Consider the following 22,273-nt stretch of genomic DNA (forward strand, 5'->3'; position numbering starts at 1 on the left):
GGCATTGCGACGGAAACTTCCAGCCGATGGATTCCGCTCTCTAACACATGCTATTTATCTACTGATCCTTCTTCAACATTCAATATCATTTTCCCAATCATACAATATTCAGAGTAATTGTCAAGCGCAGCTACGTTAGTTTCGTTGCAACATACGGTTTAGCGCATCAATCGCATCCGCGGAAGTAGCTTCATCCACTTGGATAATATTTTGCTCCGCGCCTTCTATGATACTTTCAAGACTCCAAAGTAAATGAGGTAAATCAATACGGTTCATTGTCAAACAAGGACACATTAAAGGGTTTAATGAAATGATATCTTGATCCGGATGATTTTCCATCAGACGGTTGACTAAATTCATTTCTGTTCCGATCGCCCATTTCGTTCCAGGAGCGGCGGATTCAATTTGATCAATAATATACTTCGTTGAACCATTATCATCAGATTTCATCACGACTTCGTGAGAACATTCCGGGTGAACAATAATACGACGATCAGGATCATTTTCACGTAACTGTCGAATATTTTCTACCGTGAAGTTTTCGTGGACCGAGCAATGTCCTTTCCATAATATCACTTGACACTCTTCGTTTTGTCCAGCGTATTCGAGAGTATCTGTAATAGGATTCCATAAAGCCATGTGATCGAGAGGCACACCAAGTCCATACGCTGTGTTGCGCCCTAAATGCTGATCAGGTAAGAATAAAATACGTTTTTTCTGAGTGAAAGCCCATTGAACGATTTCTTTGGCATTTGACGATGTCACTGTTGCACCGCCATTACGTCCGACAAATGCTTTGATTGCTGCCGTTGAATTGACGTACGTCAATGGAAGAATCGTATCTCCAAAACGTGCTTGCAAGTCAATCCACGCTCGTTCCGTCTGGTAGATATCCGCCATATCAGCCATCGAACAACCAGCACGCATATCAGGCAAATAGACTTTTTGATTTTCCGTTGTTAGGATATCCGCCGTTTCCGCCATGAAGTGCACGCCACAAAACACAATATGTTCGGCATCTTCGTTTGCTGCGCAGATTTGCGCTAATTGCAAAGAATCTCCCGTAGCATCTGCAAATTGAATCACTTCATTTTTTTGGTAGTGATGGCCAGGAATAAATAATTTGTTCCCTAATGTTTGTTTAATGGTCCGAATCTTTTCTTCCATTTCACTAACCGTAAACTGTTTATACTGTTCTGGCAACATAGCGTTTGCCTGTTCTCTTACAAGTTCCATCATCGACATGTTCTTCAGTCCTCCTGCGTAGTGAGTTGTATAGTAGCACTAATGTCAGCTGCCATTACGGAATGTGTCAGTGCGCCGACCGATATGTAATCAATTCCTGTCTTGCCATAAGAAGCGATGGTGTCTTCTGTAATCATGCCCGAAGCTTCTGTCATGATATGAGCAGGTACTAATGGCAACCAGTCAGTAATTTCTTGTGGCGACCGGTTATCAAACATAATAATATCCACGTTTGCTTCGATAGCTTCTTGTAGTTGCGTTAGAGATTCGATTTCTACTTCTATTTTCACTGTGTGACCTAAACGTGTTCTCAGTAGTTGCACGGCATTCGTAATAGAACCCGCGTAAGCCAAGTGATTATCTTTTAGCATCACTGCGTCATACAAGCCATTGCGATGATTAAATCCACCGCCTGTACGGACTGCATATTTATCTAACATGCGGAGCCCAGGAGCTGTTTTGCGTGTGTCACAAACTCTCGTCTTCGTTCTGGACAATAATGCAGTTAGATCAGCAGTTTTCGTTGCAATGGCACTCATCCGCTGAATACAATTCAGTACTACTCGTTCCGCAGTTAATAGATCTCTAACACAACCTTTAACAATCGCGAGTACTTGCTTATCTGTTATTCTTTCACCATCTTCTACTAGACATTCGACTTCTATAGATGGATTCATCACTTGAAAACCTGTCGTGATGACATCTACTCCACAAAATACTCCTGAAGTTTTAGAGATGATTTGCATTTCACCTATCGCATCAGCAGGAAATAATGTATTAGCCGATAGATCTCCATCTCCCACGTCTTCTATGAAAAACTGTTCAAGCATTGAGACCAATTTGATTCTATTCATGTGCAGTCCTACGACCCTTCTTTTTACTTAGTGTCTTTACATCTATCTTTACATATAAACAGTTATATGACAAGATGAATATACTATTTATTGCAGGAGGTCATTCAATTGCATTACTTTGATTACGCAGCCACGACGCCTCTCCGTGAGGAAGCCGCCTCGGTCTATGTGTCGGTCTCTCAACAACAGTTTGGTAACACAACGAGCCTCCACGACGCAGGAGGGGCTGCGCAAAACATCTTGTCTCATAGCAGACAAAACCTTTCTGCACTTTTAGGGGTACGTCCTGAAGGGATATACTTCACTTCGGGTGGTACGGAAAGTAACATTCTTGCACTATTATCTTTAGCTGAGTCGGCAAAGAAAAAAGGACAGCATATTATTCTTTCCGCTGCAGAACATCCTTCTCTCCATTCAGCTGCAGCGTACCTGGAAAGACAAGGGTTCTTTGTTACGTTCATTCCTTTTACAACGAAAGGCTTCATCGATTTACTAGCTCTCGAAAATGCCATTACAGAACAAACGACTGTCGTATCCGTGCAACACTGCAATCCAGAAATCGGTACCATTCAACCGATCCGATCTATATCTGAACTAATAAAACCTAAAGGGATTTATTTGCATAGTGACTGTGTACAATCTTTTGGTAAATTATCTGTGCGCGCCATCTCTCCATATGTAGACAGCCTGTCCGTATCAAGCCATAAAGTGCATGGTCCAAAAGGGGTTGGTGCAGTCTATATCGATCCACATATTCGTGCAGTTCCGCTATTTCCAGGAGCTACACAAGAGAAAGGATTTAGAGGTGGAACGATGAATGTACCGGGAATTGCCGCATTCGTTACGGCAGCTGAGCTGGCAAATAGTAATGAAGTCAAGTACGCTACATTACGCTCTCTCTTTATTGATATACTCTCTACCCAGCAAGATGTATTCACTTTCTATGGCGGTCTCCAGACATCTGATCAACTTCTGCAAATTATCGGTCTATGCGCCAAACACTCAGAAGGACAACTCATTATGTTAGAATTAAATAGAAGAGGATTTGCGATATCGACAGGTAGTGCTTGTCAGGTCGGTCAACAACAGTCATCAATGACAATGACTGCGATGAATATCCCCGCCCATTTGGCGAAAGGATTCATTCGGATTTCATTTGGTGAGACATCAACTAGTGAAAACGTCACCCAACTGGCAAAAGCGTTGCTTGAAGTTGCAGTATTAACACCTACTGCACAAATCCCGATAGATATTTTATAGATGGCAGGTGAGATTTTTGCGACAAAAAGCAAAAGTGGCAGGAGAGCAGCGTCGAAATTTGATTCTCCAAACGTTAAAGGAAGCAAATCATCCCGTTACAGGTGCAGAATTAGGTGATTTAACAAAAGTCAGCAGACAAGTAATCGTTAGTGATATTAATTTGTTGAAAGCAAAAGACGAACCCATCATGGCGACGAATCAAGGATACTTATACACGCAGTCAACTAAAAGTGTAAAAGACATTGAAAAAATCATCGTCTGTAAACACGCTCCTGAACAAACTGAAGAAGAATTGCATATTTTAGTCGATCACGGTGTAACTGTCAGAGATGTACGGGTAGAACATCCTGTGTACGGCGATGTGCGCGCATCGATCATGGTATCGAACCGGCAAGAAGTCAAAACGTTTATCGAACAGATCCAGCAGGCACAAGCTCCTTATCTATTGAATTTGGACGAAAGCGGGATTCATTTACACGCTATTTCTGCTCCACGACCAGAACAACTACACGATGCGGAAGAAGCATTAAAAAAAGCGGGATTCCTAATTGAATAGGAATTCCGCTTTTCTATGGAAACAACCAAATACCAAATATAGGACCGACAAGCGCGCCGATAATCGCCGATAAAGTCATGGCAACCGAACTCATGGAAGCCGTTTGTTCCCCGTATTCAAGCGCTTTAGAAGTTCCAATCGCGTGCGCACCCACTCCAAGGCCAATGCCCTGACCAATCGCTGTATCAATCTTGAACCAGCGATTAATCCAAGGACCCATGGGGATTCCAGCAAGTCCGGCGATAATGACAAATACCGTCGCTAGCGAAGGTATGCCACCGAGTTCTTCCGCTATTTGCATGGCGATTGGGGAAGTAATGGATTTTGGTAAAATACTCGCTAGAAGTTCGGTCGAAAATCCGACCCATCTCGCTGCGAGGACACCTGTCAACATTCCGACCACACCTCCAACCACGACTCCACCAAAGATGGGCAATACATTCTTTTTGATGACATCCCGTTGCTTATAGAGTGGAATACAAAGTGAGACGATCGCAGGGCCAAGCAACGCGTCAATCCATTTACCACCTACCATATACGTTTCATATGACGCATCGAATAACGATAACAAGACAATGACTGCGATAGTCGTTGTCAGGATAGGTACTAGAAACGGCGAACGTAACCTTACGTAGACGACGTTCATCACAAAATAAAGAATAACCGTTAACACTATCATCGTGAAGGCAAGTACTACTGTATTCATGAAAGAGTCCCCTCCTCTTTCACATGGCGCTTGGCCATAAATTGGCTAACCAGACTGGCGACGATCATCGTAATCAACGTACTACCGATTGTGATCACGATCAGTAGACTTCCCTTACCTGCGAACACATGACCATAATCCATCACGCCAACCGTTGCGGGAATCAAATACAGTGGCAAAGTCGATAGAAATACATATGCACCTTTTTCCACCCAGCGCAGTGGAATGATTTTGATCGATAACAGTCCCCATAACACGAGCAAACCGATAATGCTCCCCGGCAAAGGAATGGATAGTTTGGCGCGTAAAAACTCACCTGTTAGAAATAGTATGTATAAAATTCCTACTTGCAAAAGCGGGATGACAATTTTCACTCCAACACTTCCTTATCTGATTCTTATGTATAAAAATGAATACTTCTTCATTATAGGGAATAGTCAGATAAAAACCAATACATTCCTTGCTATTTTTGAATAGTAATCAGAATATTCCTTCTAACATTGACACGCTCGGCCCACTCATGTATAGTGTAAGAAGCCGTATTGGGCAAGTTGTCAGTAGTAGACTTGTACGTTACGTGTGGAGATGGATTTCTAATTGCCGAGGAGGAATTATTATGCACCAAGGTAAAGTGAAGTGGTTCAGCAGTGACAAAGGGTATGGATTTATCGAAGCAGATGATGGTGAAGATGTTTTTGTGCATTTCACAGGAATTGCTACAGATGGATTTAAGACACTGGCTGAAGGTCAAACAGTTTCTTTTGAAGTAATTGAAGGAAATCGTGGTCCACAGGCGGCTAACGTATCGACTCTTGAGGATGAAGTGCAACCTCATCTCGACGTAAACAGCTGAATTTATAACATAAACAAAGCATCCACGCAGTTGCGGGATGCTTTTTCGTTATTTATTTGGATGCAGTACTGATCTTGTTGATTTCTCTTCCAAGGAATTGCAACTGGTTTCCTACAGTACAGTCAGAAATACAAAATTGGTGAGCGCCTGTTTTGCCACGTTCGTTTGTTAGTTGTTTTTTCACGTAACAACCTTCACAATATATATCGAGCAATTGATTGATTTCTTTCATGACAACTACTTTATTCATTAGAAAAGAACTCCCACCTTTCTTCTTTCTATTTTAAGTCGGCTAACGGGATGTTGCAAGTGTTTCTACGTTTTTTACATTTTATTACCAGATTGGAGAGAAAAATCTCATGTTGGAAGTGTACATAGACGGTGCTAGCGCAGGTAATCCTGGGTTGAGCGGAATTGGTGTATATATTAAAGGGGAAGGTCAGGATGTCCGGATTAGTGAGTCGATTGATCCGACGAATAATCATCATGCGGAGTTTCAAGCGCTTGTGAGAGGTCTTGAGGAGGCATCTAAGCTGACAACAGGCATGGTGTCGGTGCGATCGGATTCGACGGTGGTCGTCAAGTCGATGGAGAAGGAATTTGTCAAGAACGAGCAGTATGTACCTCATTTGAAGGAGGCATTAAGACTCGCGGCGACGTTTGATTTTTTCTTTATTAAGTGGATTGCGGACAGTACAAACAAGACGGCAGATACACTTGCGCGGCAAGCGATTTTGTTGCAGAAGAAGAAAAAGGAATAAACTAGGCGGGATGTTTTGTTGTCATTTGAGAATTCGACACTAAAAGAGTGTACTGCTTGTGCTTTACTTTTATTCGTACAGGTCGTTTTTCATGATGAGCTTACGTGTAGGGGTTAAATGGCTGCAACCCGTTGATCTGCGTTGCAGCCGGACGCGCGTCCTATGGGCGGGCAGTGAACCTCCCGGAGTCGCCGGCTGTAGCGAAGATCAACTAAGCGACTAGGTTAATCTTGTGCCACAGCCGCGCCCGTTGATTGAGCTAGAATAATTGAGCATTCGGTAATTAGGCTTACGAATTAATTTCCTAATTACTGTCCCATGTTACTGCCGCCCCTTTGGAATCCAATAAGGGACAAGTTTATCAACCCTCTCCGCTTTCTGATCCCACAAGTAATCGAACGTCACAAGTATTTTCCCTTCTCTCTTCCTGCCTTTTTCCCCAAACTTGTAAGTGTACCGAATCCTGGTTTCGGTTTGTTGAACAAGTGTGACCTTACCGAAATTATGTTCTAGGTGTTCAGTCAATTCATCGGGAACCCAAGTTGAAAATCCACCCATATACTCCCCATGCTCTTCTTTTTCGTCGTCAATCTTAAAACGGATTATGGCAAGTGGATTACAATCAAAAAAACCATCTAACATAATCACTTTCCTCCTCTAAAATGAAAATAAAAGGTATAGTCTATTGACCTAACCTTTTCAGTTTTAAGTTACTAATCTTCAATTAGAATCGCAAATAGGGATTCAGTATCTAATTTGCCTGAAGCAGCTCAACAATCTTCAAGTAAAGTGCCTTATTGCAAAAATACTATCTTGAATTACTCCAAACAAACCCATATATTATTAACTAAAACTAAGATTTCATATTTTACCTTCCTTGGACTTTCGCTTTGTATAAATAACGTAAACGGCGTTTCCAATTGTTAGAATTATTGCTGCTGTTAATAAACCAAGTACCCAATATATATTTAAAATATTAAAATCAAATATTAGGAACAAAATTGTTGCCACAATAAACGCTCCCCAACCTCCGATAGCCCAACGCCACGGATGTTCTTTATTAAATAACATAATAATCCCCCTCGCACTTGTTCTGCATAAAATGGCCCGTTTAAAGCACAACTCAATTTCCGTTATTGCCACCGATAGTCGTACACTCTTTTCATTCTTCCTTCTTATCTCTTTTAACTAGAAAGCCTAGCTGGAAACCGAATAGCGAAAATGTCAGGTAGCCTATTCCAAATTCGTTTGTGAAGAAGCGGATGACTATCCAACTTAGAATCATGCCTGATATTGCTAAAAACATATTTTTAAACAATTATTGTTTGCCATCTTATCACCTATTTAGAAACCTGAAATTCATACTGATTCATTAAATTTGACCCTTTAACGGCATAATCCTTATTCAAAAATTGCCCCGGATTGAAGAAAAGTCTTTATTCACCTGAAGATAATTCTTTATAAAATCCGTTGTCTTCAACATATTCAAACTTGCCGATCTTTCCCTTTTCATTAGTAGAGAACAGGACAACTCCTGATACATCTGCCGTCTTTTCTTTCTCACCATCTTGTATATAACCGACAGTTGCAGTGAATGTATATCTGTTGGAAGCCTTCTCAGATTGTTTAACGACTGTGTCTTTCAAATTTAATTCGTAACCAGAAAGTTCTGCCGCAACCGGATAAACTAGCCCTGATGTTTGAAAGAATGGGACTAGATAGTCTTTCGTGAAATAATCTCCGTATACTTCTGTGATGTACTGGTCTAACTCATCATTGACTTCCTTTCCATCTACGACCTTTGTGTAATCAGGATTCTGAAGCAAATCTATAATCTTTTGGTCAGGCCTGTTGAATTGAAGCTTAAGGACTTTCTCGACAATACCCACGTTTTGCCCCTCTGCCTCAGCGTTTGAACAGGCAGTAAAAAATACTCCAGTAAGTAGTAACATAAAACAAAGAAATACCACTTTGAGCGTTTTTACATTTTTATTTGACATGACACCTCCCCTTTTCTATATTATTCCAGATGATAATACCATAAAAAGCAAGTGTGTTTTTTGTTTTTCCTGGTCTTTTCTTTTTTCTTAAAACTTATTAAGTAGCCAGAAAATCAGTGTAAAAAACAACATTAAACTTATTTCTTTTATACCTACATCTGGATTAAGAATAAGTGTATAAATTGAGATAAGCCCAAAGAAAGTAAGCGTGGTGTTTAAAAAGTTTTTATTTGAAGACTCTTTTTCATTCATTCCAAGCACTCCTTTATATAGTTTTCTGAAAAAGTTTTCCAGAAAAAATATGCAAATACTCACCCCTCATCCTAACTTTTTATTCTCCTCAATATATACAGCCCTTTTATTAAATTCAACAACTCTTCTGTAGATAATTCACGCAATTTACTATCGTACTTCGAACCTTTCCAGAGTGAAAGGAGCAAATGCGTATAGATATTTCCATCCTTTTCTTTGTATCCGTCCAAATCACCTTTTCCGTACTTTTTGGCCCGATTGCTGATTGAACCACTTGCCATCTAGAAAGTGCCATCAATCTCCAGTAAGTTCCATACTTCCTTTATTTGTTTCCCCTCCAGAATAACTTTTCGAAGTAAATCATTGCTGTCTTCTCCTATAATTTCACTTGCGGCATCATAGAACTTCCAAAACATAAATCTACCTGTTCCGGCATCCATATAGTACTTTTCATTTTTATAAATAAAATGAATCTCTCTTTCTGCATCTAAGTCTTCAAGAAATTCCTCGTAGCTGTAATTCATTCGTTTGAACTCCTTTAAATAGCCCAATATAGGGATTGGGTGCAAAACTCTTATACAAGAATCGCACCCATTGTTAAATAAACCACTATTCCGTTGTCTTTGATATGTCTATATAAGGGTTCAATTCTATTGTAAAAAAGAAAAACCTCAATACATTATTTTTTAAAAATTACTCCCCAAGCGACTGATACTCTGCTGCAAGACCTTTTTGAACGCCTGGTCGTTTCGCAATGCGATGAGACCATTCCAAGAGATGGGTATATTCATCCATGTTTAAAAATTCATAAGAGCCTTCATACAATTCCCCTAAAGCTAAACGTCCGTACCAAGACCATATCGTAATATCTGCAATAGTATAGGTATCACCAGCAATATAAGAGCGCTGAGCTAATATTTTATCTAGTAAGTCTAATTGACGTTTCGTTTCCATAGTAAAACGATCAATTGGGTATTTCATAGGCTCTGGCGCATAAGCGAAAAAGTGACCAAACCCTCCACCAATATAAGGACCCGCCCCAATTTGCCAGAAGAGCCAATTAAGGGTTTCTGTCCGTCCGTGAATATCTGTCGGAATCAGTTTATTAAATTTCTCAGCCAAGTAAAGCAAAATCGACCCTGATTCAAAAATTTCCACACGTGGACTTTGACTTTGATCGACTAGGGCTGGGATCTTAGAATTAGGATTGATGTTGACAAAATCTGAACCAAATTGTTCGTCGGCACCAATATTGATTTCATACAAATCATAGTCTGCACCATCGACATCCAACTCTTTTAATTCTTCCAACATAATCGTCACTTTAATACCGTTCGGCGTTCCGAGTGAATAGAGTTGGAACGGCGCCTCTCCGACAGGTAGTTTTTGTTCAAAACGTTCACCGGCTGTCGGACGATTTCCACCTCTATTCGAATTCTCTGCTTCCCACTTCCACACGTTTGATAATTCATATTTTGTCATCTGAACACTCCTCCTACTATCTATTTATTGACTCCATCATACTAACAGTATAAAACTATTCCTACTATTTAGTTTACCATTTATAATTCTTTAACCTTCAACGTCATTAAACCAAAGATATCCAAATATATTTCAAAAAATAAAAAAAGCACCGCAAAATGCGATGCTTCACTTACTATTTTACTATTCACTACTCAACTAAAAGAGCTAGACATGAATCCCTTAGCTATTTGACGCTTTCATAAATCTAACATTTTGTTTTTCAGAATCAAATAACACCCATTCTCTAGAACCCACTACAGCCCCTACGTTGATAACAGTTCGAGAACCTTTCACTGACATCTCGTCGTTCCAGCTAATTGGTACGGATTGTCCTTCGCTCGTGAAGCCTGATTGGTGGGTATGCCCGTGAAAGACAAGGTGTGCTTCCGGTAGATGCTCAGCCAGCCATGCGTCAGCTTGCTTATGCGGCCACTGGTGACCATGAATGATCGTCGCTTCATCAGCGATCAGAGTTTCAGGCAAGCCATTTAGGACGTTTCGTATAGGTTCTGATTGCTTTGTCAGCAACAGAATACGTTCTTCTTGATTGCCATAGATGGATGGAAAAGTTAACAGCTTTTCGATGCCAGCTGAATGTTTAATCACTTCTTCGACAGTAGGATAAATCTGCCCATGAAGGTCTTTTTTGCTGACTGTGCATTCATATAAATCGCCCGTCCCGATGATAGTTGCTTCAGGTGCTTCATCAGCAACGTGTGCCAGTACGGCTTGCAAATCTTCTTTGGATGAATGTATATCTCCCAGCAATGCGAATTGCATCGTGTATCAACCCCTTATTGCGGTTTCAATTGGTGCATCATCTTTAGATATCCAGTCGCTGAAACTGCCCACATATAATTTCACATTTGAATAGTCCAGCTCTTTAAGTGCCGCGAATAAAGGGGAAGCCGTTACGCCGCTGCCACAGTAGACGATGACATCATCTTCAGGAGAGACAATCTGTTGTAATTGCTCTTTTGCGTGCTGCACATCATACTGTCCGTCTCGCTTCAGTTGTTCCCAATCGAAGTTTCGCGCTGTCGGTATATGGCCTGCTTTATGATAAAGCGGCTCTTTTTCCCCACGGTAGCGAACTTCAGAACGTGCGTCGACAAGTTGAGACGGTCGATTGCCCGCCACAACTTCTTCAACTTCACTTCTACTAGCGTATAGGTGCTCTTGCCAATCTGGATCCACCGTTGAGCGTACAGGCGTAGCAGAATCAGACGTTACGTCCACGTTTTTGCGTAATTCTGTATAACTTTCTGTTACGACATGCACATTCGTGAAACCTCCATACTGCAACATCCACCAAGCACGTGTTGCGAAAGGACCGCCGCCCTCATCATAGATCAAAATCGTATCTGTACGTTCCAGTCCACTCTTACGAAATAATTCAGTCAGTTGTTCAGCAGAAGGCAAGGGATGACGTCCACCTTCTACAGAAGCACCGGATAGGTCTTCTTCTAGATCCCAATGAATCGCGTCTTTTACGTGCTCTTTTTGATAATCACGTTTCCCTTGTTTTTCATCTTGCAATGAAAAGCGTGCATCGATCCATTTCGCGTGACTTGTCTCTATATGGTGAATAGATACAAATACTTGTGTCATTGAACCAACTCCTCTTGACGGATTTTTTCATAGATTTTTTGCCAGTGTTCCAGCTGCTCCGAACCATCAAGCAATGTACGCTCCGATTCAATTTGCACAAGACTTTCCTGCAATAAATGAACGCGTAATGCTTCTGCTTCGTCGTCAATCCATAAGTCTGCCCACTTTTCAATACGTTCTTTCTGATCGCCAAGATAGCTCGACGCATCTTTTTTCAATATTTCTTCCAGCTTCACTTTCAAGATATCGCGATCACCGCGTTCAAAGAACGCCTTTTGATTTTTGAACGATTTATTCACTGCGCTGTAGACCATAGGATCTTCATATGGCGTCTCAAATGACAACATATCTTTATCGTTCGGCTCGTATGGAGAAGGCACGATCGACTGGTCCATATCGGCTAATGAACGAACTTCCATGCGTTGACGTTCTAGCAATTGTTTCTTCATGTACTGAAGAATACGTAAATTTGTTACTTTTAATTCTTGCGTCAAGTCAAAGCCTACCATATTGACTGTTTCCGCCAATGCGATTTTCAATGCTTTATCCGATGAGTTCTTCGCGAATGTCGACGGACTATATCCCTCTTTGAAGAAATCTCCGAAACGTAAGAATACACGCTGTAAAATATAATAGACAAGTTCACTCAATTCATCTTGAGTGGATTTCACTAAAATCTCACTTGCACTCTTTTCGAAACGTTCTTTTATTGCAACTTCAGCAGTCGCGAGTTCTTCTAGTCTTTCTGCTTTACGTGAACGGTTCTGAATCGTTCTGTCGATCAATGAAGCTAGACGATCGATCGTTTTCGTCGTTTCTTCTTCCAGTGCTTGCACGACTTGCGCACGTAGATCATGCTCGAGGAATGAATAAAACTTCTCTTCAAAATCGGCCATCAATGGATTCGGTTGTTGTGTCAATTTGCCTTCCAATGCCTCAAGGCTTGAAATACCGTGTACGCGTGGATTGCGGATTCCAAATTTCTGCAATTCATTGGCAACGAAGCCTTTTACTTCTTCGCCTTCTTCTTCATTCGAAGCAAGATCGATCGCGTTGACGATAAAGAACATTTTATCGAGTTCAAATGCATCTTTGACACGGCCCAGTTGGATAAGGAATTCACGGTCAGCACGTGCGAATGCGTGGTTATAGTATGTTACGAAAAGAATTGCATCGGCATTACGGATATATTCAAACGCTACGTCGGTATGACGCGCGTTGATGGAATCCGCTCCTGGTGTATCCACCAATGTGATTCCGTGGCGAGTTAACGGACAATCATAGAAGAAATCGATGGAGTCGACGAAACAGCTACGCTCTTCCTGTGCAACGAATTTCGTAAACTCTTCACGCTCTACCGTCAACGTCGTCCCAAGTGCAGGCGTATAAAGTGGATACCCTCTCTGAAATGCGCTGATGAATGACTTATGGATGTGCAAGTTCTCATCTTCAAGAGGTTGCTTCATAGCGACATCTGTTTTATTGAAGGCGTCTTCCAGTGAAGAAATAGTGATACCGAGTGCACCGAATGACAACGCGACGTCTTCTGTCATCGTCGCTTCATCCTTCAAGTGAATATCCGCAGTATTATGCAAATGCGTTTCACTTACTGGACGAATTCGGTTGATCGCAGCCGTTGTAGGATTCGGTGAAACAGGTAACACTTTTTCACCAATCAACGCGTTTGAGAAGGAAGATTTCCCCGCACTGAATGCGCCAAACAATGCCACTGTAAATTCCTGTCCTTTTAAGCGGTCTGCTTTCGTCATCAAATACGATGCCGTTTCTGCAAAACCAGGAATGGCCTCGACCGACTCGGCAATGTGTTGCGCATGTACGATAGCTGTTTCTGAATCAACCAGTTGACGTTCTTCTTCCACTATTTCTTCCACTTCTTCAGCAGTCGTTTCTTGCTGTTCTACTTTCGCTACATAATCGATTGTTTCGATTGTTTTAGGCTGTTCCCACTTAGTAACGAGTTGATCGCGGCCCATACGTGTCGGCGCTGAAGGATTAGCAATTTCTTTATCAACCCATTCCATACGCTCTTTCCACTTATTCATTTCTTTTAGTGCATCTACTTTTTCTTGTAGCACGGCAATCGTTTCAACAAGAGGTCCCGATTGCTCACCACCCGATTCTTTCGCGATGACAGACATCTCTTGTTTCCATTTATCCGTTTTACGTTTATACACTAAATGAATGGCACGCTTCATTTGCTCTGCATAATTCAAAATGGTTTCGCCAGTAATCACTTCTTGTACATGCAGTTGCTCATCTACTTTGTCAAACGGTAGTGTCAGATCCATATTGTCAATCGCAAGTGAACGCTCATCTGTTAAGATTCCGGCTTGCTTTAGTGAGCTTTTCATCAACGTTTTCATATAAATTTCGATTTGTGTATGCGCTAAACCTGAAATATTATCATCTAGCTTTTGACGACGTTTTTCGCGCTCTTCCGCTGTCTTCTTCGCACCAAATAGTAAGCCTACTTTGAATTTCGGTGACTTGGCTTCCAAATGATCTTTCAGTAATTCTCTCGTTTCAAACGGTGCCAGTCCTGCGTTCGACAATAATTCATTGCGTTCTTTCTCGAAATTCACATAGAATTCGTCACCTGAGACTAATTCCAAACGTTTTTTTGCATCTTTCAAATCTTGATTCAACTCTTCAAACTGATCCCACTCGGGTTCGCTAAGGATTTCTGAATGATTCTCTTTCAAGTCATCCACTTGCTGCTGAAGATATTTCATATGCTCATCTTTTAATTTCAATAACGATTGCTCAATATTTTGTTCGAAATTCTCTTCTCGGTGTTCAATTGAACCGTCAACAATCGCTTTGACTTTTTCAAAATCATTATGCGGGTGATCCAGTTGTTTCAATGACGTGTAGAAAATCCCTTTTGGTTCTACCCCCCATAACTTAAACGAGTCTTCAACAGACTTTTTGAACTCATCGAATGATAATTCACTGTCACGATGCTTATCGATCTGATTAATAATTAAATAAACATTACTATTATAGCGCATTAATTCTTTTGTAAATCGGAAGTTCATTTCAGATTGTACGTGGTTATAATCCATCGTATAGAATACAAGATCCGCTAAGTGCAATGAAGACTCGGTAGATAGTCTATGTGCATCATCTGTTGAGTCAACGCCTGGTGTATCCATTACCGTAATTCCTTCAGGTAAATTGGATTCGGTATGGCCGATTTCAACCAATGAGACTTCAGCGCCATCCTTACTGTACGCTTTCACACCTTCAGAGAAACCATGGCCACTGAATTTCACTGCACTTCCATCGACGCGATGGATAATCGCATAATCTTCATCCGCCTTATGTACCTTCACAATATTCGCGCTTGTCGGAATAGGACTGGATGGTAAAAGGTCGTCTCCTGTTAAAGCATTAATTGTCGAAGATTTTCCTGCCGAAAAGTGTCCGGCAAAAGCAATCGTATATTCTTTGTCGATTATTTTATTAGCAAGTAATGTCGTCTTTGCTTTGCGTTCATCATCTTCATTGTTGGAAAAAATCTGTCCATATGTAGCGGATTGCTGTAAAAATTCATGGTTTGTAGACATAATCGTCGTCCTTTCAATTTTAACTCATCTCATCATACCATTAATGCGTGAAAAAATAGATAGTTACTTTATAAGTATTACTTTTAAAACCAAGGAGGTATGATGCAGTTGTTCTAAATGAAATAAAGTCAGCGAATCTTGAAGAATTCGAATGAAGAGTGGAGCTGTAACTACTCCGTTAAAATTATCTAGTCTTTTAGACACTACAAGTGATATAATTGAACTAATTAACCGTTCGCGAAAGGGTGTTTCTTTAGATGGATACAGCAACAAATGTACAAAAAGTTTTACATGCAACGATAGCTTCTCTTACTACCGTAGTTCCATTAAAGTTCCAAGTGCTTTCCCCCGCCCTTATACAGCAACCGTATGAACAACGTGAAATCAGTGTATTGATCGGCCTAATTGGAGATATTAAAGGTCGTTTAATTGTAGAGCCTACACATTCCATTATTAGTGACATTGGTTTAGCCATGTTCGGTATGCAGATCGAAGGGGAAATGGCTGAGTCATTCACTGGAGAACTCGGGAATATGATTGCGGGAAATCTTTGTACTGTATTGGAAAAAGCGGATCTGACGCTAGATATTTCACCGCCTACTGTCATGACGGGACAAACAAAATTTTATGGCTTTAAGCAAGCATTTAAAATCCCTGTAAAATTTGAAGATGGTCAGACGTTAAATTTATTGCTTACCATTGACGAAGAACGATAACAGACAAAAAAGCGTGCAGATGTCGAACCTCCGACGTCTGCACGCTTTTTCTATACTGTTCACGAAAATGGTACAGGCAGTACACGTTCAATAACTGGCAGTAATTCAATACTCTCCGGTTTTACAAATAAATGAATCGAACCGTAATCATCACTCGTTCTGATCAATCGACCAATTCCCTGTCGCAAACGCAACAGCATAAATGGTAGATCCACTTCGTCAAACGGATCTTCCGCAAATTCCCTTCTAGCTTGGAATAGCGGATCATGCGGTGGAAACGGCAAGTCAAAGATGATAACACGAGTTAACGCTTCGTTTGGCAAATCTAGACCTTCCCACAAATGATAGGAGAAGAAGACATTTACTTTACGTTGCTGGAAATCTTTCACCAATGATGAGAGTGAGCGTTCCCCTTCATAGGTCACCATGACGCTTTGTTCGAGTGGTAATTGATCGTAGGCTTCCATCATCGATTGCTTGGAACCGAACAATACCAATGTCTGTTCCTCTTCTTCAAGTAGTTCGGAAAGACGTGTGATGTTCTCATCCGTATTCCCTTGTTCCAAATGAATTTTCATAACATTTTCATAGTCGAATGGCGATGCAATAGAGAATGATTGATAATCTACAATTCCTAAACTGTACGCTAAGTAATCAAATGATTTCTCAACTGACAAAGTAGCTGAAGAGAAGATAATCGGCATCGTTCCTGTAAATAACTTCTCTTTCAAGATGGACGTTACAAGTCTTGGCATAATGAGCAGTGTGCTTTCTTCACGGCGATTTTCAAGCCAATCTACCGCATCGTTGTCACCCGCAAATAGCTCCATTGAATAAATGTACTGTTCCAAATACTCTTCGACAATTTTCAAGTCATATTCAGGAATAACATATAATTCACCTTCAAAAACAAATTCTTCAAGAAGTTCATGAGATAATGAAACTGCTGTTTTAGCATACTTCATCATTTCCTGATTCTTATCAATTGTTAAGCGCTCATTGTCATGTTGAATGGCATTACTTTTCAACTGCTTGAAAAATAATTCATGCGTCTCGAGCAATTGCTCCATTAACTGCAATGTTTTCTCTCGGATGCCGTCCACCATAATACGTTCTAGCAAGTTGATAATCGTTTGTTCTTGTACTTCATATGTCAATGCACGCTGAGCGGAATACTCAAGTAAATGTCCTTCATCAAACACGACCATCGATACTTCCGGTAATAAAGGCAGTTGCCCTTGTCTAGCACGTGATTCTTTCGTCCACAAATGCTCCATATAGAAGTCATGTGAGCAAATGATCAAGTCAGCAGCTTCCCGATAATGATTACGATGAATCGTTTGCCCACAACGATTACGAATATCACAAGCCGCACATTGCATAATCGGGTGGTAATTGATCATTTCCCACTCTTCATCAGCCAAATATGGATAATCTGAACGCTCGCCGTAAGGATATACCGACTGCAATGAACGCTCTGCATGGACAAATTCTGGCAATTGATCTTCAACTAAATCGACAAAATCTTCGTTCGTCTTCATACTAGTTTCTTCCAGACGTTTTAAACAAATATACTGATTACGTGCTTTCGCCAAACGGACGTCCACTGTCATATTGAGTGCGGTACTCAACTTCTGAATATCGCCTTCTTCTTTGATCAATTGATCGATCAAAGTTTCATCAGCACAAGAAATCACCGCTGGCTTCCCTGTATAACGCGCATACGCAATAGCTGGCAATAAGTACGCAATCGTTTTCCCCGTACCCACTCCCGCTTCTGCAAGCAAGACGTTTTTTTCTTTGAGTGCTTTTTCTATTTGAAATGCCATATAAATTTGCTCATCACGGCATTCGAATCCTTTTTCTGTTAAATCGTCATATAACGTATCCCCGAGCCAATCGTTGAGAGATTCATAAAACGTTTGCCCTTTATCCAACTCAAATGGAATTTTTGTATTCATACTGACTCCTCCTGAATGCAAGCGAAAGGAAGAGGGATCTACTCCTCTTCCTGCCCGTCTAATTATGAACGCTGTCCCCAGAACTGATATAAATCAGTACGGATGAAGCCGTTAAATAGTTTACGTTTTTTGGTTGCACGTTTGCCATACATCGTTTCATAGTTTTCAAGTGAAGATAAAATATATACTGACCATGATGGATACTGTTTCATAATCTCACCAAGTACTCCGGCAATATCTTCTGCTTCTTCCACTTCACCAAGTCGTTCACCATATGGCGGATTGGCGATCAAGACTCCATTTTGTCCTTCCAGTATCAAATCACGCACGTCTCGCTGTTCGAATGAAATCAAGTCTGTAAATCCTGCTTCCATAGCATTACGCTGTGCAACAGAGACGATATTGTGATCTACATCAAACCCGCGAATATCAAGTGCTAAATCATACTTCGCCACGTCCTCGACTTCTTCGCGAACACGATCCCACACATCCGCTTTCATCCAAGGCCATTCTTCACTTAAGAAGGAACGATTATAACCTGGCGCTAAATTTTGTCCAATCATGGCCGCTTCGATAGCAATCGTACCAGAACCACAGAACGGATCTACAAATGGACGATTCGGACTCCACTTAGAAAGTTTAACGAGTGCAGCAGCCATCGTTTCCTTTAGCGGTGCATCCCCTTGTGCCATACGGTAGCCGCGTTTATGCAAGCCTTGGCCGCTTGAGTCTATTGTCAATGTTACTTGATCTTTTAATATAGAAACTTCTAATTTAAAAAGTGGTCCTGATTCACTTAAAAATCCAGTTCGTTTATACGCACTATTCAATCGTTCAACGATCGCTTTTTTCACAATCGCCTGACAGTCAGGTACACTGAATAATTTTGACTTAACCGATTTACCTGAAACGGGGAATGCTGCATCTACCGGCAAGAACTCTTCCCAGGGCAAAGCTTTCGTCCGTTCGAATAACTCATCAAATGTAAAGGCTTTGAATTCGCCCACAATAATTCGTACACGGTCGCCTACACGCAACCACATATTCGTTCTCGCAATCGCTTCTTCGTCACCCGTAAAATAGACTTTCCCGTTCTCTGTTTGGCAATCGTAGCCAAGATCTTTTATTTCAGACGCGACGATAGATTCAAGTCCCATCGCAGCAGTTGCTACTAAATTGTATTCACTCATGTTTCTACACTCCATTCTTCACTTCTGGTCAATATGTCCTTTCGATCTTTGGAAAGGTATATGTATTCGTTCGTTTCTATAAAAAGAAAAACTCTCCCAAAACTGTAGGAGAGCTAATTGTAAGGTAAATGCCATAGAGTATTCTGTAAGCCATGTTTTGTTCTTCGGTACTCAAACGGCTCGCGCCTCGTACTTGAAGTGGTAATCATCTATCTACAGACAATTGCCTGTTCCTTCCTCCATTGAATTCTTTCGGAAGAACGCCCCTACCATAATTTGGGTTTCTCACTCGTGGGGTTTACCCGTTCCACTCGACATGTTTCCATGCCGACTACGTCACTGTGGCACTTTCAGAGAATCTAGTCCATATCCGAAGACTTAGGAGTTATTCCCGCCATCAATGCAAATGCATTGCCCCGGCTTATTTTTTCACCGAGCACGAACACTACGGTCATCTCAGATCCGTGTGAGCATGGACTTTCCTCTACAACCGAAGTTGCAGCGATTACCTGAATACTCTCTATGGCACTCCTGAGTATACACCAAATCAGTTAGTTATACAATAAATTCGTTTGGAATAAGGCAGATTAATTAGTTGGCGTGATGTGGAGAATGAATTAGTGTAGATTTTTTTGCGTAATGAGCGGTTAAATACAGTTAGTGAGCGGTTAGAGTTGAGTATAGAGCGGATTTGGATGAGGTATGAGCGATTATTGGAAGTTAAGAGCGGTTGAAGCGAAAGTATGAGCGCATCTACGAATTAATGAGCGCAGATAAGTTCTTACACAGTAATTATTCAATTCTCCAACTAATAACGACACAAATTTAATCGTATAGTGTAACTTCGTCAAAATAGGGAAATCATCTAGCAAGACTAGTAATTATGGTTTGAAGGAGGACTATTATTATGAAAGAAGTCAAAGATGAAATTGTTTTACGGGGACTCCGAGAAAACAATTTAAAACATATAGATTTGAACTTGCCGAAGGAAAAAATCACGGTATTTACTGGTTTATCAGGATCGGGGAAGAGCTCGGTTGTGTTCGACACGCTGGCTACGGAAAGTAGACGACAGATGACGTTGAACTATCCGCTGTATGTACGAAACCAGATGCCTCGTTATGAAAGGCCACGTGCTGATTTAATGCAGCATTTGAGTCCAGTTATTGTTGTGGAACAAAAGCCTGTTGGAGGCAATTCTCGCTCGTCAGTCGGGACGTATATGGATATTCATCCATTAATTCGTCTTTTGTTTTCACGCATCGGGACACCTGCCATTGGTTCAGCTACGGATTTCTCGAGTCAAAGTTCATTTGGCAAATGTCCAGAGTGTAATGGATTCGGCGAAGTCGTGTACCCTGACTTACATAAAATGATTGATCTGGACCAGTCACTTCGAGAGTACGCTGTAAAGTTTAAGCCACTGTCCCCTTCTGGTTGGCAAGGTAGGTGGATGATGACAGGTGGATTATTTGACCCCGATCTGCCAATCAAAGAGTATCCACAAGATCAATATAATTTATTGATCTATGGACCTCCTGAAGGTGAAAGGGTGTTTGCACCCTTCCATACGAAAGATGGTCCGCATGATCATGAGTGGGATGGTTTATTGCCTAGATTCGTACGTCTTTATATTAATCGGGATATCACAAAACTTAAACAAACTTCGCAAGAGGATGTACTGGCAGTATCTACACATGCATTATGCCCTACTTGTGATGGTTCAGGATTGAATCCAGAAGTATTGAAGTGCAAAATTAACGGTTTTAATATTGCCGAATACGATAAATTGGAACTGACAGAGCTTCTGCCCGAACTGAAAAACATACGTGATCCTCTAGGTGAGTCCATTGCGCAACAGGCGATCCCGAATGTACAGCAATTGATAGACTTAGGACTCGGCTATTTAAGTCTATCAAGAAAAATGGGAACTCTTTCGGGCGGAGAAGCACAACGAGTGAAAATTGCTCGGCATTTAGGTAGCAGCTTAAACAATATCACCTATATTTTCGATGAGCCAAGCGCGGGGCTTCATCCGGAAGAAGTGGATATGCTCATTCAGATGCTCAGAAGTCTGAAAGCTAATCATAATACTGTTATTGTCATTGAACACGATCTATCCGTTATAAAGGTAGCGGATGAGATTGTGGAAATGGGTCCGGGTGCAGGTGCCGCGGGTGGAGAAATTGTCTATCAAGGAGAGCCTGATGGATTGTCAGCTTCTGCTTTAACAAAACTGGATCACAAGCTGAAAATCAATCAGCATCCACGTCGGTCAAACGATTATTTCACCATTACTAGGGCGAATAATAACAATTTAATGGATGTATCGATTGACATCCCTAAAAACGTTTTCGTTACCGTCTGCGGCGTGTCAGGTTCAGGTAAAAGTTCTCTACTTTTTGACGCATTCTCGGCAAAATATCCCGATCTAATCAAAGTAAGTCAAGGCCGTATCGGAATTTCTAGTCGCTCCACGCTAGCTACCTATATGGGAATCATGGACGACATCCGGCAGATCCTCGCGAAAGAAACGGGACAGCCTGCTGGACTATTCAGCTTTAACTCGTTAGGGGCTTGCCCAGTATGTGATGGGAAAGGAGTCACCACTCCAGATGTGGCATTTGCGGATCCCGTAACTGTTGTATGCGAATCTTGTGATGGATTACGCTATTCCGATGAGGCTCTTTCCTATATGTACCAAGGGAAAAACATCGCAGACATCTTAGAGTTGACAGTAGACGAGTCTAAAGAGTATTTTGTCATGCCCAAGATAGTAAAAAGAATGGATATGCTAGCTGAAGTTGGTTTAGATTATCTTACATTAGGACAAACAACCAGTTCATTGAGCGGTGGAGAAATACAACGACTCAAACTGGCGAGTCACTTACAGAATGAAGGGCAAATCTATTTATTGGATGAACCTTCATTAGGATTGCATATGAGCGATAATAGTAAACTACTCGAATTGTTCCAAAAACTTGTAAACAAAGGAAATTCGGTACTAATCATTGAACATAATCTAGACTTCATTGCAGCGAGTGACTGGATAATCGAACTAGGTCCAGGCGGTGGCAAACGTGGAGGAACCATACTTTTTGAAGGGACACCGCAAGAAATCTTGTCGGCAGACACGCTAACGGCGAAGTGGTTAAAGGATGGTGTCTGACTCTTTACCATCTGCCATCAATAGA

Annotated in this window: 22 protein-coding genes and 1 other RNA gene; 6 read left to right on the forward strand and 17 right to left on the reverse strand. The window is 41.2% G+C overall.

Going from position 1 to position 22,273, the window contains the following annotated elements; translation table 11 throughout:
* Nucleotides 1–135 precede the first annotated feature (135 nt).
* The gene (gene nadA, locus CSV70_RS03665) at nucleotides 136–1,245 is read right to left on the reverse strand and encodes a quinolinate synthase NadA (RefSeq protein WP_099628173.1); all 1,110 of its coding nucleotides are present in this window, start codon (nucleotides 1,243–1,245) and stop codon (nucleotides 136–138) included.
* A 5-nt stretch (nucleotides 1,246–1,250) separates the two neighbouring features.
* The gene (gene nadC / locus CSV70_RS03670; protein ID WP_099628172.1) at nucleotides 1,251–2,099 is read right to left on the reverse strand and encodes a carboxylating nicotinate-nucleotide diphosphorylase; all 849 of its coding nucleotides are present in this window, start codon (nucleotides 2,097–2,099) and stop codon (nucleotides 1,251–1,253) included.
* Nucleotides 2,100–2,207: 108 nt separating this feature from the next.
* Between nadC and CSV70_RS03675 the strand changes: the two genes are divergently transcribed.
* Both CSV70_RS03675 and CSV70_RS03680 read left to right on the forward strand, forming a co-directional pair.
* Entirely contained in the window at nucleotides 2,208–3,359 is a 1,152-nt protein-coding gene (locus CSV70_RS03675) for an IscS subfamily cysteine desulfurase (protein WP_099628171.1), read from the forward strand.
* A 16-nt stretch (nucleotides 3,360–3,375) separates the two neighbouring features.
* Nucleotides 3,376–3,915 (forward strand): transcription repressor NadR, encoded by a 540-nt coding sequence (locus CSV70_RS03680; protein WP_085133450.1) that lies wholly within the window; start codon nucleotides 3,376–3,378, stop codon nucleotides 3,913–3,915.
* 13 nt (nucleotides 3,916–3,928) lie between these two features.
* On the opposite strand, the gene CSV70_RS03685 is transcribed toward CSV70_RS03680, so the two are convergent.
* Both CSV70_RS03685 and CSV70_RS03690 read right to left on the reverse strand, forming a co-directional pair.
* Nucleotides 3,929–4,621 (reverse strand): LrgB family protein, encoded by a 693-nt coding sequence (locus CSV70_RS03685; RefSeq protein WP_099628170.1) that lies wholly within the window; start codon nucleotides 4,619–4,621, stop codon nucleotides 3,929–3,931.
* A complete protein-coding gene (locus CSV70_RS03690; protein ID WP_099626469.1) occupies nucleotides 4,618–4,995 on the reverse strand; it encodes a CidA/LrgA family protein in 378 nt (125 codons plus the stop codon). Before CSV70_RS03690 ends, CSV70_RS03685 begins: the two co-directional genes overlap by 4 nt.
* Before the next feature lie 242 nt (nucleotides 4,996–5,237).
* Between CSV70_RS03690 and CSV70_RS03695 the strand changes: the two genes are divergently transcribed.
* Complete coding sequence (locus CSV70_RS03695; protein ID WP_085133447.1) at nucleotides 5,238–5,474, forward strand: cold-shock protein; 237 nt, start codon at nucleotides 5,238–5,240, stop codon at nucleotides 5,472–5,474.
* A 52-nt stretch (nucleotides 5,475–5,526) separates the two neighbouring features.
* On the opposite strand, the gene CSV70_RS03700 is transcribed toward CSV70_RS03695, so the two are convergent.
* Entirely contained in the window at nucleotides 5,527–5,724 is a 198-nt protein-coding gene (locus tag CSV70_RS03700; protein ID WP_099626468.1) for a zinc-finger domain-containing protein, read from the reverse strand.
* A 109-nt stretch (nucleotides 5,725–5,833) separates the two neighbouring features.
* Between CSV70_RS03700 and CSV70_RS03705 the strand changes: the two genes are divergently transcribed.
* The gene (locus tag CSV70_RS03705; protein ID WP_099628169.1) at nucleotides 5,834–6,235 is read left to right on the forward strand and encodes a reverse transcriptase-like protein; all 402 of its coding nucleotides are present in this window, start codon (nucleotides 5,834–5,836) and stop codon (nucleotides 6,233–6,235) included.
* A 321-nt stretch (nucleotides 6,236–6,556) separates the two neighbouring features.
* Here the strand turns inward: CSV70_RS03705 and CSV70_RS03710 are convergent, their stop codons facing one another.
* The 9 genes from CSV70_RS03710 to CSV70_RS03750 all read right to left on the reverse strand — a co-directional run bounded on the left by CSV70_RS03710 (nucleotide 6,557) and on the right by CSV70_RS03750 (nucleotide 15,212).
* A complete protein-coding gene (locus CSV70_RS03710) occupies nucleotides 6,557–6,877 on the reverse strand; it encodes a hypothetical protein (protein ID WP_099628168.1) in 321 nt (106 codons plus the stop codon).
* 219 nt (nucleotides 6,878–7,096) lie between these two features.
* Entirely contained in the window at nucleotides 7,097–7,306 is a 210-nt protein-coding gene (locus CSV70_RS03715) for a hypothetical protein (RefSeq protein WP_099628167.1), read from the reverse strand.
* A gap of 365 nt (nucleotides 7,307–7,671) precedes the next feature.
* A complete protein-coding gene (locus tag CSV70_RS03720; protein ID WP_144038236.1) occupies nucleotides 7,672–8,124 on the reverse strand; it encodes a hypothetical protein in 453 nt (150 codons plus the stop codon).
* 198 nt (nucleotides 8,125–8,322) lie between these two features.
* Entirely contained in the window at nucleotides 8,323–8,487 is a 165-nt protein-coding gene (locus tag CSV70_RS16425; protein WP_158232367.1) for a hypothetical protein, read from the reverse strand.
* 281 nt (nucleotides 8,488–8,768) lie between these two features.
* Entirely contained in the window at nucleotides 8,769–9,011 is a 243-nt protein-coding gene (locus CSV70_RS03730; RefSeq protein WP_099628164.1) for a hypothetical protein, read from the reverse strand.
* 169 nt (nucleotides 9,012–9,180) lie between these two features.
* Nucleotides 9,181–9,969 (reverse strand): glutathione-dependent disulfide-bond oxidoreductase, encoded by a 789-nt coding sequence (gene yghU, locus CSV70_RS03735; protein ID WP_099628163.1) that lies wholly within the window; start codon nucleotides 9,967–9,969, stop codon nucleotides 9,181–9,183.
* Between the two features lie 222 nt (nucleotides 9,970–10,191).
* Nucleotides 10,192–10,791 carry a metallophosphoesterase family protein gene (locus tag CSV70_RS03740; protein ID WP_099628162.1) on the reverse strand — a complete coding sequence of 200 codons (600 nt, stop codon included), beginning with the start codon at nucleotides 10,789–10,791 and terminating at the stop codon, nucleotides 10,192–10,194.
* Nucleotides 10,792–10,797: 6 nt separating this feature from the next.
* Nucleotides 10,798–11,622 (reverse strand): sulfurtransferase, encoded by an 825-nt coding sequence (locus CSV70_RS03745; RefSeq protein ID WP_099660777.1) that lies wholly within the window; start codon nucleotides 11,620–11,622, stop codon nucleotides 10,798–10,800.
* Nucleotides 11,619–15,212 carry a dynamin family protein gene (locus tag CSV70_RS03750; RefSeq protein ID WP_099660778.1) on the reverse strand — a complete coding sequence of 1,198 codons (3,594 nt, stop codon included), beginning with the start codon at nucleotides 15,210–15,212 and terminating at the stop codon, nucleotides 11,619–11,621. Before CSV70_RS03750 ends, CSV70_RS03745 begins: the two co-directional genes overlap by 4 nt.
* A gap of 257 nt (nucleotides 15,213–15,469) precedes the next feature.
* On the opposite strand from CSV70_RS03750, the gene CSV70_RS03755 reads away from it, so the two are divergent.
* Nucleotides 15,470–15,928 (forward strand): chemotaxis protein CheX, encoded by a 459-nt coding sequence (locus tag CSV70_RS03755; protein ID WP_099626455.1) that lies wholly within the window; start codon nucleotides 15,470–15,472, stop codon nucleotides 15,926–15,928.
* Nucleotides 15,929–15,987: 59 nt separating this feature from the next.
* Here the strand turns inward: CSV70_RS03755 and CSV70_RS03760 are convergent, their stop codons facing one another.
* The 3 genes from CSV70_RS03760 to rnpB form a co-directional block, all read right to left on the reverse strand.
* Nucleotides 15,988–17,889 (reverse strand): ATP-dependent DNA helicase, encoded by a 1,902-nt coding sequence (locus tag CSV70_RS03760; RefSeq protein WP_099628158.1) that lies wholly within the window; start codon nucleotides 17,887–17,889, stop codon nucleotides 15,988–15,990.
* Nucleotides 17,890–17,951: 62 nt separating this feature from the next.
* Nucleotides 17,952–19,079 carry a THUMP domain-containing class I SAM-dependent RNA methyltransferase gene (locus tag CSV70_RS03765; RefSeq protein WP_085133431.1) on the reverse strand — a complete coding sequence of 376 codons (1,128 nt, stop codon included), beginning with the start codon at nucleotides 19,077–19,079 and terminating at the stop codon, nucleotides 17,952–17,954.
* A 141-nt stretch (nucleotides 19,080–19,220) separates the two neighbouring features.
* An RNA gene (gene rnpB, locus CSV70_RS03770) (RNase P RNA component class B) lies at nucleotides 19,221–19,596 on the reverse strand.
* Nucleotides 19,597–19,986: 390 nt separating this feature from the next.
* Here rnpB and CSV70_RS03775 point away from each other — a divergent pair.
* Nucleotides 19,987–22,248 carry an ATP-binding cassette domain-containing protein gene (locus CSV70_RS03775; protein WP_099628157.1) on the forward strand — a complete coding sequence of 754 codons (2,262 nt, stop codon included), beginning with the start codon at nucleotides 19,987–19,989 and terminating at the stop codon, nucleotides 22,246–22,248.
* Nucleotides 22,249–22,273 lie beyond the last annotated feature (25 nt).

Source organism: Sporosarcina sp. P25, from assembly GCF_002743235.1.
Classification (GTDB): domain Bacteria; phylum Bacillota; class Bacilli; order Bacillales_A; family Planococcaceae; genus Sporosarcina; species Sporosarcina ureae_B.

Coding starts and splice junctions, on each gene's coding strand:
- CSV70_RS16425 (WP_158232367.1), bottom strand. CDS start 8,487: ATGAATGAAAAAGAGTCTTCAAATAAAAACTTTTTAAACACCACGCTT.
- CSV70_RS03740 (WP_099628162.1), bottom strand. CDS start 10,791: ATGCAATTCGCATTGCTGGGAGATATACATTCATCCAAAGAAGATTTG.
- CSV70_RS03755 (WP_099626455.1), top strand. CDS start 15,470: ATGGATACAGCAACAAATGTACAAAAAGTTTTACATGCAACGATAGCT.
- yghU (WP_099628163.1), bottom strand. CDS start 9,969: ATGACAAAATATGAATTATCAAACGTGTGGAAGTGGGAAGCAGAGAAT.
- CSV70_RS03705 (WP_099628169.1), top strand. CDS start 5,834: ATGTTGGAAGTGTACATAGACGGTGCTAGCGCAGGTAATCCTGGGTTG.
- CSV70_RS03765 (WP_085133431.1), bottom strand. CDS start 19,079: ATGAGTGAATACAATTTAGTAGCAACTGCTGCGATGGGACTTGAATCT.
- CSV70_RS03710 (WP_099628168.1), bottom strand. CDS start 6,877: ATGTTAGATGGTTTTTTTGATTGTAATCCACTTGCCATAATCCGTTTT.
- CSV70_RS03695 (WP_085133447.1), top strand. CDS start 5,238: ATGCACCAAGGTAAAGTGAAGTGGTTCAGCAGTGACAAAGGGTATGGA.
- CSV70_RS03730 (WP_099628164.1), bottom strand. CDS start 9,011: ATGAATTACAGCTACGAGGAATTTCTTGAAGACTTAGATGCAGAAAGA.
- nadA (WP_099628173.1), bottom strand. CDS start 1,245: ATGTCGATGATGGAACTTGTAAGAGAACAGGCAAACGCTATGTTGCCA.
- CSV70_RS03760 (WP_099628158.1), bottom strand. CDS start 17,889: ATGAATACAAAAATTCCATTTGAGTTGGATAAAGGGCAAACGTTTTAT.
- CSV70_RS03700 (WP_099626468.1), bottom strand. CDS start 5,724: ATGAATAAAGTAGTTGTCATGAAAGAAATCAATCAATTGCTCGATATA.
- CSV70_RS03745 (WP_099660777.1), bottom strand. CDS start 11,622: ATGACACAAGTATTTGTATCTATTCACCATATAGAGACAAGTCACGCG.
- CSV70_RS03775 (WP_099628157.1), top strand. CDS start 19,987: ATGAAAGAAGTCAAAGATGAAATTGTTTTACGGGGACTCCGAGAAAAC.
- CSV70_RS03750 (WP_099660778.1), bottom strand. CDS start 15,212: ATGTCTACAAACCATGAATTTTTACAGCAATCCGCTACATATGGACAG.
- CSV70_RS03715 (WP_099628167.1), bottom strand. CDS start 7,306: ATGTTATTTAATAAAGAACATCCGTGGCGTTGGGCTATCGGAGGTTGG.
- CSV70_RS03685 (WP_099628170.1), bottom strand. CDS start 4,621: ATGAATACAGTAGTACTTGCCTTCACGATGATAGTGTTAACGGTTATT.
- nadC (WP_099628172.1), bottom strand. CDS start 2,099: ATGAATAGAATCAAATTGGTCTCAATGCTTGAACAGTTTTTCATAGAA.